General features: G+C 53.0%; 9 protein-coding genes and 1 pseudogene. 8 read left to right on the top strand and 2 right to left on the bottom strand.

What is annotated here, in order from left to right; genetic code table 11:
- Window positions 1-45: 45 nt before the first annotated feature.
- From HB664_RS22525 to ftsP, 4 genes are all read left to right on the top strand, one after another.
- Window positions 46-447 (top strand): YgiW/YdeI family stress tolerance OB fold protein, encoded by a 402-nt coding sequence (locus tag HB664_RS22525; RefSeq protein ID WP_143346486.1) that lies wholly within the window; start codon window positions 46-48, stop codon window positions 445-447.
- Window positions 448-565: 118 nt separating this feature from the next.
- On the top strand, window positions 566-2,824 hold the full coding sequence (gene parC, locus HB664_RS22520; RefSeq protein ID WP_219940231.1) for a DNA topoisomerase IV subunit A: 2,259 nt from the start codon (window positions 566-568) through the stop codon (window positions 2,822-2,824).
- A 163-nt stretch (window positions 2,825-2,987) separates the two neighbouring features.
- On the top strand, window positions 2,988-3,725 hold the full coding sequence (gene plsC, locus HB664_RS22515; RefSeq protein WP_023333413.1) for a 1-acylglycerol-3-phosphate O-acyltransferase: 738 nt from the start codon (window positions 2,988-2,990) through the stop codon (window positions 3,723-3,725).
- Between the two features lie 58 nt (window positions 3,726-3,783).
- Window positions 3,784-5,196 (top strand): cell division protein FtsP, encoded by a 1,413-nt coding sequence (gene ftsP / locus HB664_RS22510; protein ID WP_023309186.1) that lies wholly within the window; start codon window positions 3,784-3,786, stop codon window positions 5,194-5,196.
- A 30-nt stretch (window positions 5,197-5,226) separates the two neighbouring features.
- Here ftsP and HB664_RS22505 read toward each other — a convergent pair whose 3' ends face one another.
- Window positions 5,227-6,702, bottom strand: coding sequence for a TrkH family potassium uptake protein (locus HB664_RS22505; protein WP_033146649.1), 1,476 nt, complete (start codon window positions 6,700-6,702; stop codon window positions 5,227-5,229).
- A gap of 199 nt (window positions 6,703-6,901) precedes the next feature.
- Between HB664_RS22505 and HB664_RS22500 the strand changes: the two are divergent.
- Window positions 6,902-8,077: pseudogene (locus HB664_RS22500) on the top strand (YgiQ family radical SAM protein); the annotation flags it as partial.
- A 135-nt stretch (window positions 8,078-8,212) separates the two neighbouring features.
- Here HB664_RS22500 and HB664_RS22495 read toward each other — a convergent pair.
- Window positions 8,213-8,848, bottom strand: a complete 636-nt coding sequence (locus HB664_RS22495; protein WP_023279901.1) for a hypothetical protein — start codon at window positions 8,846-8,848, stop codon at window positions 8,213-8,215.
- Between the two features lie 613 nt (window positions 8,849-9,461).
- Here HB664_RS22495 and HB664_RS22490 point away from each other — a divergent pair.
- The 3 genes from HB664_RS22490 to HB664_RS22480 are packed head-to-tail and all read left to right on the top strand — an operon-like array spanning window position 9,462 to window position 14,567.
- Window positions 9,462-10,709, top strand: coding sequence for a site-specific integrase (locus HB664_RS22490; protein WP_007897923.1), 1,248 nt, complete (start codon window positions 9,462-9,464; stop codon window positions 10,707-10,709).
- Window positions 10,696-12,462: a hypothetical protein gene (locus tag HB664_RS22485; protein ID WP_007897920.1), complete on the top strand. Its 1,767-nt coding sequence runs from the start codon at window positions 10,696-10,698 to the stop codon at window positions 12,460-12,462. Before HB664_RS22490 ends, HB664_RS22485 begins: the two co-directional genes overlap by 14 nt.
- A complete protein-coding gene (locus HB664_RS22480; RefSeq protein WP_017384059.1) occupies window positions 12,450-14,567 on the top strand; it encodes a hypothetical protein in 2,118 nt (705 codons plus the stop codon). Before HB664_RS22485 ends, HB664_RS22480 begins: the two co-directional genes overlap by 13 nt.
- Window positions 14,568-14,570 lie beyond the last annotated feature (3 nt).

The raw sequence follows: 14,570 nt of genomic DNA, 5'->3' as shown, positions 1-14,570 counted from the left end.
CCCTGTTAAATGGACTGCGAAACGACATTAAAGGGAGAGATGAAGATGAAAAAATTCGCTGCAATTGCTGCCATCATGATGATGACCACCGCGCCGGTCTTTGCTGCTCAGGGCGGTTTTACTGGCCCATCGGCCACACAGACCCAGACGCAAACTCAGCAGGGCGGTTTTGTCGATAACAACGCCAACCTCACCACCGCGGCAAACGTGAAAGACCTGAAGGACGATGCCTGGGTGAATCTGCGCGGGAACATCACCGAGCGCCTGTCCGATGACCGCTACACCTTCCGCGATGAGTCCGGCACGGTCGTAGTTGAGATTGACCACAAGCGCTGGAACGGCGTGACCGTCACTCCGCAGGATAAAGTTGAACTGCAGGGTAAAGTCGATAAAGACTGGAACGAGTTTGAAATCGACGTGAAGCAGGTTATTAAGCTGAACAAATAACCCGAAATGGGCCGCTTATGCGGCCCTTTTTCTTTGTGACTCAATTCATCAGATGAGGTAGTATCTGCGGCAATATTGCCTGAAACCCTTCGGTTTCTGAGTTGAGGAATCACACGTAATGAGCGATATGGCAGAGCGCCTCGCGCTACATGAATTCACGGAAAACGCCTATCTGAACTACTCCATGTACGTCATCATGGACAGGGCGTTGCCGTTTATCGGGGATGGCCTGAAGCCCGTTCAGCGCCGCATCGTCTATGCGATGTCCGAACTGGGGCTGAACGCCACCGCCAAGTTCAAGAAATCCGCCCGTACCGTCGGTGACGTACTGGGTAAATACCATCCGCACGGCGACAGCGCCTGTTATGAAGCGATGGTGCTGATGGCGCAGCCGTTCTCTTACCGCTATCCGCTGGTGGACGGGCAGGGGAACTGGGGTGCGCCGGACGATCCGAAATCCTTCGCGGCGATGCGTTATACCGAATCCCGTCTCTCTAAATATGCCGAAGTGCTGCTGGGCGAGCTGGGTCAGGGAACCGTTGACTGGGTGCCAAACTTCGACGGTACGATGCAGGAGCCGAAGATGCTGCCTGCGCGTCTGCCGAACATTCTGCTGAACGGCACCACCGGTATCGCGGTCGGTATGGCGACGGACATTCCGCCGCATAACCTGCGTGAAGTGGCGAAAGCCGCCATTACCCTGATTGAGCAGCCGAAAGCGACGCTCGACGAGCTGCTGGATATCGTGCAGGGGCCAGATTTCCCGACCGAAGCCGAGATCATCACCTCGCGCGCGGAAATCCGCAAAATCTACCAGAACGGTCGCGGCTCCGTGCGCATGCGCGCGGTGTGGAATAAAGAGGACGGCGCCGTGGTGATCACCGCGCTGCCGCATCAGGTTTCCGGTGCCAAAGTGCTGGAGCAGATCGCCTCCCAGATGCGCAATAAAAAGCTGCCGATGGTGGACGATCTGCGCGACGAATCGGATCACGAGAACCCGACCCGTCTGGTGATCGTGCCGCGCTCCAACCGCGTGGACATGGAGCAGGTGATGAACCACCTGTTCGCCACCACCGATCTGGAAAAAAGCTACCGCATCAACCTGAACATGATTGGTCTCGACGGACGCCCGGCGGTGAAAAACCTGCTGGAGATCCTCACCGAATGGCTGACCTTCCGCCGCGATACGGTCCGTCGTCGTCTGAACCATCGTCTGGAGAAAGTGCTTAAGCGCCTGCATATCCTCGAAGGTTTGCTGGTGGCGTTCCTCAATATCGACGAAGTGATTGAGATCATCCGTACCGAGGACGAGCCGAAGCCGGCGCTGATGTCGCGCTTTGGCATCAGCGAAACCCAGGCCGAAGCGATCCTCGAACTGAAGCTGCGCCATCTCGCCAAACTGGAAGAGATGAAGATCCGCGGCGAGCAGAACGAGCTGGAAAAAGAGCGCGATCAGCTGCAGGCGATCCTCGCGTCCGAGCGCAAGATGAATACCCTGCTGAAGAAAGAGCTGCAGGCCGATGCAGACGCCTTCGGCGACGACCGTCGTTCTCCGCTGCACGAGCGCGAAGAAGCGAAGGCGATGAACGAGCACGACATGCAGCCGTCCGAGCCGGTCACGATTGTTCTGTCGCAGAGCGGCTGGGTGCGCAGCGCCAAAGGCCACGATATCGACGCGCCGGGGCTGAGCTACAAGGCGGGCGACAGCTTCAAAGCGGCGGTGAAAGGCAAGAGCAACCAGCCGGTGGCGTTTATCGACTCCACCGGCCGCAGCTACGCCATCGACCCGATTACGCTGCCTTCTGCGCGCGGGCAGGGCGAGCCGCTCACCGGCAAGCTGACGCTGCCGCCGGGGGCGACGGTTGACCATATGCTGATGGAAGCCGATGACCAGAAGCTGCTGCTGGCGTCCGATGCGGGCTACGGCTTTATCTGTACCTTCAACGATCTGGTCTCCCGTAACCGTGCCGGTAAGGCGCTGATTAGCCTGCCGGACAACGCCCACGTGATGGCGCCGCTGGTGATCGAGAACGAAAGCGACATGCTGCTGGCGATCACCACCGCCGGACGTATGCTGATGTTCCCGGTCAGCGATCTGCCGGAGCTGTCGAAAGGCAAGGGCAACAAGATCATCAACATCCCGTCGGCGGAAGCCGCGAAAGGCGAAGATAGCCTGGCGCATCTCTTCCTCCTGCCGCCGCAGAGCACGCTGACCATTCACGTCGGCAAGCGTAAGATCAAGCTGCGTCCGGAAGAGCTGCAGAAAGTGGTGGGTGAGCGCGGTCGCCGCGGCTCGCTAATGCGCGGCCTGCAGCGCATCGACCGCGTGGAGATTGACTCTCCTGCACGCAGCGCCGCGGGTGACAGCGAAGAGTAATGTCGTGATATCCCCCTCTGCCCGGAGGGGGAGTTTCAATAAAATTTCCCGTAAAATCGTTGTTAATTCGTGCGTTGCGATTAACAATACGCGCTCGTAATAAAGTCCTTACCTGGCCACAGGTGAAGTATAATTGTCAGCTGTTGGGGCTTCAGAGGTCGCTATGCTATATATTGTTCGTCTTATTCTTACCGTTATCTACTGCATTCTGGTCTGTATTTTCGGCTGCATCTATTGCCTGTTCAGTCCGCGTAATCCTAAGCATGTTGCCACCTTCGGCCATATGTTCGGTCGCCTTGCGCCGCTGTTTGGTCTGAAGGTTGAAAAACGTCTGCCTGAAGGGGCGGAGAATTTCGGTAACGCCATCTATATCGCCAACCATCAGAACAATTACGATATGGTGACCGCCGCAAATATCGTTTTGCCACCGACCGTGACGGTGGGGAAAAAAAGCCTGCTGTGGATCCCGTTTTTTGGCCAGCTGTACTGGCTGACCGGTAACCTGCTGATCGACCGTAACAACCGTGCGAAAGCGCACAGCACCATTGCGGAAGTGGTCAATCATTTTAAAAAGCGCAGAATCTCAATCTGGATGTTCCCGGAAGGAACGCGCAGCCGCGGCCGCGGCCTGCTGCCGTTTAAAACCGGTGCGTTTCATGCCGCAATTGCGGCAGGTGTTCCAATTATTCCTGTGTGCGTTTCCAATACTTCGAATAAGATTAATCTTAACCGCCTGAATAACGGGCTGGTGATTGTCGAAATGCTGCCACCCGTCGATACCAGCAAATACGGTAAAGACCAGGTGCGCGAGCTGGCAGCGCACTGCCGTGAGCTGATGGCTCAGCATATTGCGCAGCTCGACAAAGAAGTCGCAGAGAGAGAAGCCGCCGGTAAGATTTAATCCGGCGTTGAAGGGAAAACGAATTCCCGCGTTGTTAGTCGTTTCAGATGGAGCTTATATGTCACTCAGTCGGCGTCAGTTTATTCAGGCTTCCGGGATCGCCCTTTGTGCGGGTGCGATGCCGCTGACAGCCAGCGCCGCCGGGCAGCAACAGCCGCTGCCCATTCCGCCATTAATTGAATCCCGTCGCGGTCAGCCGCTTTTCCTGACGCTGCAGCGTAGCCACTGGTCCTTTACCCAGGGGACGCGCGCGCCGGTCTGGGGCATTAACGGACGTTACCTTGGGCCGACCATACGCGTGTGGAATGGCGATGACGTAAAGCTCATCTACAGTAACCGTACCCCTGAAAATGTCGCCATGACCATCAGCGGCCTGCAGGTGCCTGGCCCGTTAATTGGCGGCGCGGCGCGAATGATGTCTCCCAGCGCCGACTGGGCGCCCGTTCTGCCGATTCGCCAGAGCGCGGCCACCCTGTGGTATCACGCCAACACGCCTAACCGCACGGCGCAGCAGGTTTATAACGGCCTGGCCGGAATGTGGCTGGTGGAAGATGAGGTCAGCAAATCCCTGCCGATCCCGAACCACTACGGCGTGGATGATTTCCCGATTATCATCCAGGACAAGCGTCTGGATAATTTCGGTACGCCAGAATACAGCGAGCCGGGCAGCGGTGGCTTTGTCGGCGATACGCTGCTGGTCAACGGCGCGCAAAGCCCGTATGTGGAAGTTTCGCGCGGCTGGGTGCGCCTGCGTCTGCTCAACGCGTCTAACTCGCGCCGCTATCAGCTGCAAATGAGCGATGGCCGTCCGCTGCACGTGATCTCCGGCGACCAGGGCTTTTTACCGGCCCCGGTGTCCGTCAAACAGCTGGCGCTCTCGCCGGGCGAACGTCGAGAGGTTCTCATTGATATGACCAATGGGGATGAAGTGTCTGTCACCTGCGGTGAAGCGGCCAGCATTGTGGACCGCATTCGCGGGTTCTTTGAACCGTCGAGCATTCTTGTCTCGACCCTGGTGCTGACCCTGCGCCCGACCGGCCTGCTGCCGCTGGTGACCGATAGCCTGCCAATGCGCCTGCTGCCGCAGGAGATCATGAGCGGCTCGCCGGTGCGCAGCCGTGATATCAGCCTGGGCGACGACCCGGGCATCAACGGCGCGCTGTGGGACGTCAACCGCATCGACATTACCGCGCAGCAGGGCACCTGGGAGCGCTGGACGGTCCGTTCAGATATGCCGCAGTCGTTCCATATTGAAGGGGTGGCATTCCTGATCCGCAACGTCAACGGTGCGATGCCGTTCCCGGAAGACCGCGGCTGGAAAGATACCGTCTGGGTGGACGGTCAGGTCGAACTGCTTGTCTATTACGGTCAGCCTTCGTGGCCGCACTTCCCGTTCCTGTTCCACAGCCAGACGCTGGAGATGATGGACAGGGGCTCCGTGGGGCAGATGCTGATCAACCCTGCGCCATAATCCTGTCATTCCCGGTTCGCCGGGAATGTTTTATGCCCGCCAGAAAAAGCGCGAGAACAGAATCAGCACCGGGTAAATTTCCAGACGCCCCAGGATCATCGCCGCGCACATCAGCAGTTTTGCCCCCTCGGTTAACGTGCCGAACGTCGACGCCGTCTCGCCAAACCCCAGCCCCATGTTGTTGATGCAGGCGGCAACCGTTGCGAATGCGGTAAACAGGTCGTAGCCCATCAGGTTGAGCGACCAGACAAAAAAGCCTGTGATCATGACGTAGAGAAAAAAGAAGCTCCATACCGAGCGCAGGACGCGTTCATTCACCACGCTTTTGCCCACCTTAATGCTCAGCAGCGCTCTCGGATGCGCCAGCTGGTTCATCTCCTGAATACTCTGCTTGAACATAATGAGAAAACGCAGGGCTTTGATCCCGCCGCAGGTCGAGCCTACGCAGCCGCCAAAAAAGCTGGCGCTCAACAGCAGGAAGATGGTGTGTGCGGGCCATTGGGCATAGTCGGCTGTCGAAAGGCCGTTATCGGTCATCATCGAACTGGCAAGGAAGAAGGCGTGCACCAGGCTATCCGTGGCGTTGTACATCCCGGCATGCCAGACCTGCCAGGCGGTGATGACAATAATCACCGCGGCGGCGCTCAGAAAGAATTTAACCTCCGGGCTGCGGCGAATCGGTTTCAGGGTGCGTCTGACAATGGCGACGTACCAGAGGGTGAAGTTGAACGCGGAGAGCAGTGAAAACGCCCCGGCGACCAGCTCAATCGCGTGGCTGTCATAAAACCCAATGCTCTCGCTGCGGGTGGAGAACCCGCCCAGCGACACGGTCGACAGCCCGTGACAAAGGGCGTCAAAAAATGACATTCCCGCCAGCCAGTAGGCCAGGGTGCAGGCCACGCCCAGCGCGAAGTAGGTCACCCACAGCGTGCGCGCGGTATCGGCAAGGCGGGGAGTCAGACGCTCCTCCTTGAACGGCCCCGGCATCTCTGACTGATAGAGCTTCATGCCGCCGATGCCCAGCAGCGGCAGGACCGCGACGGCCAGCACGATGACGCCTAACCCGCCGATAAAATTCAGCTGAGCGCGGTAATAAAGGTACGACTTAGGCAGGGCGCTGACGTCCCCGATCACCGTTGCCCCGGTGGTGGTGATCCCGGAAACCCCTTCAAAGAGCGCGTCGGCAAAGGAGAGCTGTAGCCCGTCATCCATCCAGAGCGGCATGGCGCTAATGAATGAAAACAGCAGCCAGAACAGCACGATAATCACAAACCCGTCGCGGGTGCGAAGCTGTATGCCGGCGTGACGGGTTGCCCGCCAGGTTAGCCCTCCGAGAGTAAAAAAGGTTAAAAAGGTGGTCAGGAAGGCAAAGTAGGTCCGCTCTTTATTCAGCAGGGCGATCACCATCGGCGGCAGCATGGAAAGGCTGTACAGCAGAACCAGAAAACCGCAGAGGTGAAGGACAACCCGCAGCTGGGATACATGTAACGAATCGTTGGGCTTCACGACAGAGCTCCGCGCAATAACACGTTCCGGGGCAACTCACCGGAAAATATAGTGAATATTATGATTCAAAATTATCAGGGCGCCGTATTTTAACGACTTCCACGAATATCTGCCTGCTTCCTGCATCCTTTTCTTCAAATCTGGCGGATGAACAGCGTATAATCCCGCTCCTTTTGTCTATTTTTTCTTCGGAAGCATTATGAGCGCAATTTCCCTGATCCAGCCGGATCGTGACCTCTTCTCCTGGCCCCAGTACTGGGCGGCCTGCTTTGGACCGGCGCCATTCCTGCCGATGTCCAGGGAAGAGATGGACCAACTGGGCTGGGACAGCTGCGACATCATTCTGGTCACGGGCGATGCCTACGTTGACCATCCGAGCTTCGGCATGGCCATCTGTGGCCGTATGCTTGAGGCGCAGGGCTTCCGCGTGGGGATCATCTCCCAGCCTGACTGGAACAGCAAAGACGACTTTATGCGTCTGGGTAAACCCAACCTGTTCTTCGGCGTGACCGCAGGCAACATGGACTCGATGATCAACCGCTATACCGCCGACCGCAAGCTGCGCCATGACGACGCCTACACGCCGGATAACGTGGCGGGTAAACGCCCCGACCGCGCAACCCTGGTCTATACCCAGCGCTGTAAAGAAGCCTGGAAAGACGTCCCGGTGATCCTGGGCGGCATCGAGGCGAGCCTGCGCCGCACCGCACACTACGACTACTGGTCAGATACCGTTCGCCGCTCGGTGCTGGTGGATTCCAAAGCCGATATGCTGATTTACGGTAACGGCGAGCGTCCGCTGGTGGAAGTGGCGCACCGTCTGTCGCAGGGTGAGCCGGTGAGCAGCATCCGCGACGTGCGCAATACCGCCATTATGGTCAAAGAGGCGCTGCCGGGCTGGAGCGGGGTGGATTCCCGCATCATTGATATGCCGGGCAAAATCGACCCGATCCCGCATCCGTACGGCGAAGATCTGCCGTGTGCCGATAACAAGCCGGTTGAGCCGAAAAAAGCGGAAGCGAAGGCTATCGTTGTGCAGCCGCCGCGCCCGAAACCGTGGGAAAAGACCTACGTGCTGCTGCCTTCCTACGAGAAGGTGAAAGCCGACAAGGTGCTCTACGCGCACGCGTCCCGTATTCTGCACCATGAAACCAACCCGGGCTGCGCCCGCGCGCTGATGCAGAAGCACGGCGAGCGCTTTATCTGGATTAACCCGCCGGCGATCCCGCTCTCCACCGAAGAGATGGACAGCGTCTTTGCGCTGCCGTACAAGCGCGTGCCGCACCCGGCGTACGGTAACGCCCGTATCCCGGCGTATGAGATGATCCGCTTCTCGATCAACATCATGCGCGGCTGCTTCGGCGGCTGTTCGTTTACTCTTGTTTTTATGTATTTAGAGTTAAACTCTACTTTTCTATTTTTAGAATTCAAGCTATTCATCGTAATTGAGAGATATCCTTTTAATGTTCAGCAAGCCTGTTAAAAGCACTTTATCTGAACCGCGTTTTGCCTAAATCCTGCTCAATATATACTCTCCCTGAGTTCTGAAATCCTCAAATTCCCCAATCTTAAAGCATTGATACATAGATGATGTCAGATAATGCGCAATCATCTCACCGCCAATATGGATCCGTTCCGGGTGTGAGTATGTCGCCTGTATAGCCCTTTGTTCATTCATCATTACAGGAATTGTCTGCAACAAATCCCCATCCAGGATTTGGCACTCAGGTTTTACTCCTGTTCCGTATTGTAATTGCTCTGATTCGAAATCATGGACTGAGCGATAGGCGAACGAAACGATATTTCCTGTTTCCTCGCAAATTGCGAACTGATAAACACTGGTTGTCACCGTTGAAGAAGAGGGAATTGCATGGTCATGCTTGTATTGTTTCCACAGCCTCCTTAGACAGGCCGATGTATGATAATTGAGATTTTGTATACCTGATACGACCATTCTGGTTGATGCTTCAAGCAACCAGGTGTTAGAAAATCCACCTGCCCCCGTACCTGCTATGATGGTTCTTAGCTGGGGGATGTAACCTGCTTTGGAAACAAAAGATAACGGCTCCCCATTATCGGTGACGGCAAGGGTATCTGTTACAATCAGTGCTTGTGCTTCGTCTGTATAAAATATCAGTGATGACATATTTTCCTCATCCAGAAAAGACATTACATGAATCACAGAACAGGTCACTACAACCACGTGAAAGGGAGTCAGACCATTTTCCAGAGGTAAATATATTCTTGTGTTTGGACGCGTTGCGGTTCTCTGTAAAAAATATATAGCACAAACAAAAGTCCCCGCAGGGATAAATATAGTTATATGCGCTTTTTCTGCTGGCTTTTACAATTGAAAGTGACAGGTAAACGAAATGTGTTACAGGTTTCTTTTGCTTTTCGTTGGGTTCTGTATATGCGAATTTACCCTGTGTGTTATTTTTGCAATGGACTCAGGCTGTATTCAATCAATTAAGGTTTACTTCTGGCATTAAGATGTATCCGTTGCCTGTTTTTTAAGGGCACGGTTTGTGCCGGGAAATGAAAATCACATCTTAAGTTCTTCACTCAAAGGATTTGTGATGTTTATCACGTATGGTCCGGGTAACGTGTTGAGGTCAATGTATTGCATCGTGATGGTGTCGTTACATCTTTTACTTTCCTCCTGATTTGCATATTCACTCCCGGCAACCTGGTTGTTTGTTTTTTCTTCTTCCGGATTTATAGTGTAGGCATGAGGTGGCGTTTCAGGGCGACAGACTGTGAGGATAATCACTAACATTCATGCGCGTTATGGGCGTGTCAGCAAACTGGATGCAACAGAGCCGAAACTGAAATTTGAACCCGGATTTCTGTATGCTGAAATACCTTATATTAGCGGCATCCAGAATCGAAAACTGAGCCGATATGTACACTTTTATCTTATGGATAAAGCTATCCTGCAGGCCAGGGATTTAAAGCCTTTAGCCCGGGCATTTTTACGCTGGATAAGGTGGCTGGAGGATAACGGACTTGACCCTTTCACCCCGGGAACGTTGAAATACCAAAGCCCTACATATGGCTTCAGGGAGTATCTTCTGGGGGCCGTAAGGCAGGGGCGCATCGCCTCATCCACCGCGGCGGTGTACATCAGCGTTATCCGACGGTTTTACGTATTTCTGGGCAAGTGTGGTGAGCTGGCTGCCAGCTCATTTTTTACGTTGGTCGAAAAAGTCGTTGACGGGCGACGCAAGGTGATAAGTTCGGATCTTGCCATCAGGATAACCAGCACAACAAAAAGGACAATCAACCCACTGAATGATGCAGAGGTTCATATCCTGGATGAGGCACTGAAATCTGAGTCCGGGTTGTTCAGTTTAATGATTGTGCTGATGAAAAATTGTGGGTTACGGCTGGATGAAATGCTGACCCTGCCGTCGTCACTCTTTACTGAAGAGTACCTTGCCAGTGTCCCTGTATCTGAGTTGACCATCAGGGGGCTTCATATTGGTCCGAGATGCGGAGTTCATACGAAGTTTGGGATGACGCGAGAACTCTTCATCACCAGACGATTGTACGAGCAGGTTCTGGATTATCTGGCGGATGAGGAGTATGAAAAGAAGATCCAAAAATGGCGTGCACGACAGGGTGGGGAAGGGCGGCACGAGCCTTTATTTTTAATGGCAAACGGGAAACGGATGTCTGAAAAAGCCTTTTACTCCCGCTGGTACAGTTTTCGCCATCGCCTGGCCCGGTCTGCTCCGGGAAATGTGTTCAGACATAAACCCCATGATTTGCGGGCAACGTTTGCGACCCATTTTTTACGCTCGGCACTGAGTTGCTATCCCGATCAGGCCGCAAATGCGCTGGGTACAGTAAAATACTGGATGGGCCATAAAAGCGAAAATACGACGATGAAATACATCGTCTTTCTTCAGCAAAACCAGATTTCTGATGCAGTCGCCGGGGTCATGGACGCATTGATTGACGGTGCTGCAGGTCGCGATGGAGCCATATATGAGCCGGAGTGAAACGCAGATAACGTGGATGGCCGAAAATGTGCTGTCATGGGAGACGGTCAGCGGACACATCACTCAGCGGGATCTGAACCGATATTATTTACTTGACGTTTATCTTCAGGCTCATTTTTCAGATTATGTGTTGCTCCCCGGATGGTTTAGTGAACATTCGCATCTTGCCCGCCCTGAAAAACGCGATTTTATTGCCTCTCTGAAACGATTTCTTCTGTCTTACCGTCCCGCCGGAAGGTTAACCATTTTCCGTTATCTCAATATGTTTTTTATATGGCAGTCAGTCAATCAGTATGACTATGGCACGGCTGAAGGCGTTGAAATGTATATTAAACATCTCATGAACGATATTCGTCGGCGAAAAATTTCAGTCAGGATGGCAAGACACTACTTGTCCGTGGTCAACCGGTTTTTGCTTACGGGCGGGCAGATTCAGAGGCGGTATGAATATGAATTCTTACCGAAAGGAACGTATCAGCAGCAGGGAAGGGATAGCTATACCAGGAATGAACTTTCCGAGATCCTGAGGCAGTTGTCATCCATGAATGAGTTCCTTGCGGGATGTATCCGGGAGCATATCGCTAAATCGGAAAAAGGGGTGCGGCATTTCTCACCGTCTTTGCTGGCACCTGTTTATGAAGCGTATTTCCGGTATCCGGGAGAGAACGGGGTCAGCAGGGCAGAGATCATCATCAGGGACGTTCTGGAAAATTACTTTCTTACTTCTTTTTTTCTGTTCTGTTACCACACATGGGGAAACACCTCTCAGGTTCTGGGTCTGACGCGGGATGATATACATCTGGATGAAAAGGGTATCAGCACTGATTATGTTTATAAGGGGAGAGCGAATAAGTATATACGTCTGACGATAGGTAAATCGGAGTATGTGACCAAACGTGCGGGCTATTACTGGTTTCTGTCTTTTATCAGGCTCAGGGACGACATCGTTAACTATCTGGTTTCCGCAGATAACTTCCCTCCGGTACAGGCGCTGTTTCTGAGTGAGCCGCAGGTGAAATTCCGTAAGCTTTATTCTCTTAATCCCAGTCATCTGACTAAATTTTCTAACTCTGAGGGGGCGTGGGCCACGATGCGGCAGCTTAATCCCTCGCTTCCATCAATTACCGTTTCTGGCTTGCGCAAAACGTCTGAGCAGTATACGGACAGAACATTAAAGAATGGTCTGATTACGGCGGAAAAAGCACAGCATAACTGGGGCACTTACAGGCGGAATTATGCTGCAGGTAACCCACAGGGGGCGAAGGAAAACTTCAGTGCTGCACTTGATACGCTTATGAATCAGGGGATTGCGACACGTGCGTTATCCGAGCGGGTAAAAGTTGCTGATGAGCTGGGGATCGATCTGCGTGGAAGCGATGAGGGTGTGGATCTTTTATTGAATGGCCTGGGATGTCGATCGCAGGAGCCGCCTACAGATATTGAATTGCGCTTTATAAAAAAGCAAAAACGATTTGGCCGGACACCAAAGGCTTGTGCGGATTTTTCTCATTGTGTCGAATGTTCAAAAAGTTGCGTTGTGGAAACGCTGGAGTCTGTATGGCTCCTGCTGTCATTCAGGCATGCTATCGAGTATGGAAAACCGTTGTACATCGGTTCGGTCAATGCTGTGGAGCGTTATGAAACGTTACTCCTGAAGATTGATTTACGGCTTGGGCTGGTAGATGAGGCGACCCTGAAAAAAGCGCGCGTTAAACTTCAGCGAGAAGGTGTGGCTCCGGTATGGCAGATTTGAAGAAAAAAGAGGTAAGCCGTAGTCGAATGGCGGAGTTTCCTGCCGGAACGCCGCTTCGTTCAGGGGATGAGTTTCCGACTGAGGATATCATCTGTGAGGCACTAGAAAACAAAAGCTTTGAACGTCTGAATAACTGCCTGGTTATCGCCAGCTCAGATGAACATGATATGCGTTTTATCAATGAGGAGACGCTGAATATTTATTTCAGGGATGATGTCTGGACCAATCGCTATGTCAGAACCCATATTGGTGAAACGTTAAGAACCGTTAATTTTTCAGGCATACGGGATCCTGAACTGCGTCTTGAAGCCAAAATCATCTCAGCCAGCCTGCTCTGGATTGTCGGCAGGACCGCGAAGACGCAGTCCCTGATCCGGAAATGTGCAAACATTGTGGCGGGAGCCCGTATTATTGAGTCTATGGGGTATCGCAGTCTGTTTCAGCTTCGTTTTCCGCTTGTCCGGAATGCTTTCATTGTAAAGATGAAGGAGGAGGATGAGCACGGCAGGAAGCGTTCTGAAAGAACATTACGTAATTACTTTATGGACCTGGCGGATATCTCGCTGACAGGTCATACCCGTCTTCGAAAATACGGTTACTTTCCTGATATTAGCTTCGACAGTTACAACAGTGTGGATGATTCAAACCAGACATATTGTATGCCTTTCAGTCTTATGATGTCTGTCTGGGAAGGGCTGATTACTGAACTGGATGCTGAAATCAGTGATTTCGATTTTGACGGGTTTTCCCGGCTGTGCGCTATCATAAACGGTTTTTATGATTCGCCTTACTATACGTCGATGCTGGAAGCCCGTAAAAGAGGGACAGCAAAAAGCATACCGGATTACCGGGCCGCGTATTACTACAATATTGTTGCCGGGGAAATTCGGGCGCTTTTCGCGACACTTGGCCCCGGGATGCAGGGCTGGTTCTCGGTACATAAAAATAAGCGCTGGAGATCTGATTTTATTGGCGTTGATCACATAAAGCTGAACACCTGGCATTTTGAGCTGACGTTAAAAGTCATGAATGTGATACAGGCCATGTCGGGGATGAGACACAGCGAAGTGCTTGGCGTGATGCACGGTTCACTGATTTATGATGGTGATATCCTGGGACTTCGTTCGGTGTTGCATAAGTTCGCCCCGGAAGGTGGAAGTCACGAAGACTGGGTTGTTTGTCGCTATGTGGAAAAGCCTTTTCAGCATTTACGCAGAATTAATCAAATCATGACAGGCCTGGACGGGAAGACGCTGGACAATGTTCCATTGTCTTTAAATATCAGGTCGTGGTTCTCGGAGCAAAAACTCTCTTTTATGGGGACGCAGCGCCAGACTGAGTGGGCAAAGAAATTTGTGAAAAGACACCATCTGTTCATCCGACGTGACCATATTGATGAGTTCAGGCTTTTAAATCCAAACATACGTGATGATGAACGCGTTGCGATGGAGATTCGGGAGGGGGCTTTCTGGCCATTGCGAACCCATCAGTTTCGCCGTTCACTTGCTGTACACCTCAGGCGTCTTGATCTGATTTCTACTAATGATCTTATCCGGCAGTTTAAGCACTTAATCAGAGGCATGACGGAGTGGTATATGTCCGGTGCACTCAACGCTTCGCATTTTAGCCGGGCGATCCCTCAGGCATTCGCTGCCGAGATTGAGAGGGTTGATACCGAACTCTCAGCTTCCAGGGCTGTTTCTTATCAGCATGAAGGCCTGCTTTATGGCGAAGGCGGGAAGTTACTGATGTCCCAGAGAGGTGGGCACTTACATCAGATGACGTTTCCTACACTGAAAAAAGCGATGAGCATGGCTAAACGAGGCGGGCAAAAACTGGTATCTCTTGGAAACGGTTTTTATTGCATGAATGGCCATGACTGCGAGTTTAAGGCGGTTGTTCAGTCAGCGTCCTGCAATCCGGGATGTGAGAACATGCTGGCCGGAGCTGATTCTGTTCCCGTGTGGAAACGCAGGATGGCTCATTATGACAACCTTCTGGAGATTGCCGTGCGAAATAATGCTCCTCAGGCTGACAGGGATTTTCTGATGCTTGAGAGAGATTTTTATGCAGATGCTGTCCGTTTTTTTGAAAAGGATGAATAGAGC

The organism is Enterobacter sp. DNB-S2, assembly GCF_019443845.1.
Lineage (GTDB): Bacteria > Pseudomonadota > Gammaproteobacteria > Enterobacterales > Enterobacteriaceae > Enterobacter > Enterobacter asburiae_B.
Note: the sequence above shows the minus strand (reverse complement) of the source record. Positions and strands in the feature narration are given on the sequence as shown.

Excerpts from the sequence above, each read along its gene's own strand:
- HB664_RS22525 (WP_143346486.1), top strand. The coding sequence starts at position 46 with ATGAAAAAATTCGCTGCAATTGCTGCCATCATGATGATGACCACCGCG.
- parC (WP_219940231.1), top strand. The coding sequence starts at position 566 with ATGAGCGATATGGCAGAGCGCCTCGCGCTACATGAATTCACGGAAAAC.
- plsC (WP_023333413.1), top strand. The coding sequence starts at position 2,988 with ATGCTATATATTGTTCGTCTTATTCTTACCGTTATCTACTGCATTCTG.
- ftsP (WP_023309186.1), top strand. The coding sequence starts at position 3,784 with ATGTCACTCAGTCGGCGTCAGTTTATTCAGGCTTCCGGGATCGCCCTT.
- HB664_RS22495 (WP_023279901.1), bottom strand. The coding sequence starts at position 8,848 with ATGTCATCACTGATATTTTATACAGACGAAGCACAAGCACTGATTGTA.
- HB664_RS22485 (WP_007897920.1), top strand. The coding sequence starts at position 10,696 with ATGAGCCGGAGTGAAACGCAGATAACGTGGATGGCCGAAAATGTGCTG.
- HB664_RS22480 (WP_017384059.1), top strand. The coding sequence starts at position 12,450 with ATGGCAGATTTGAAGAAAAAAGAGGTAAGCCGTAGTCGAATGGCGGAG.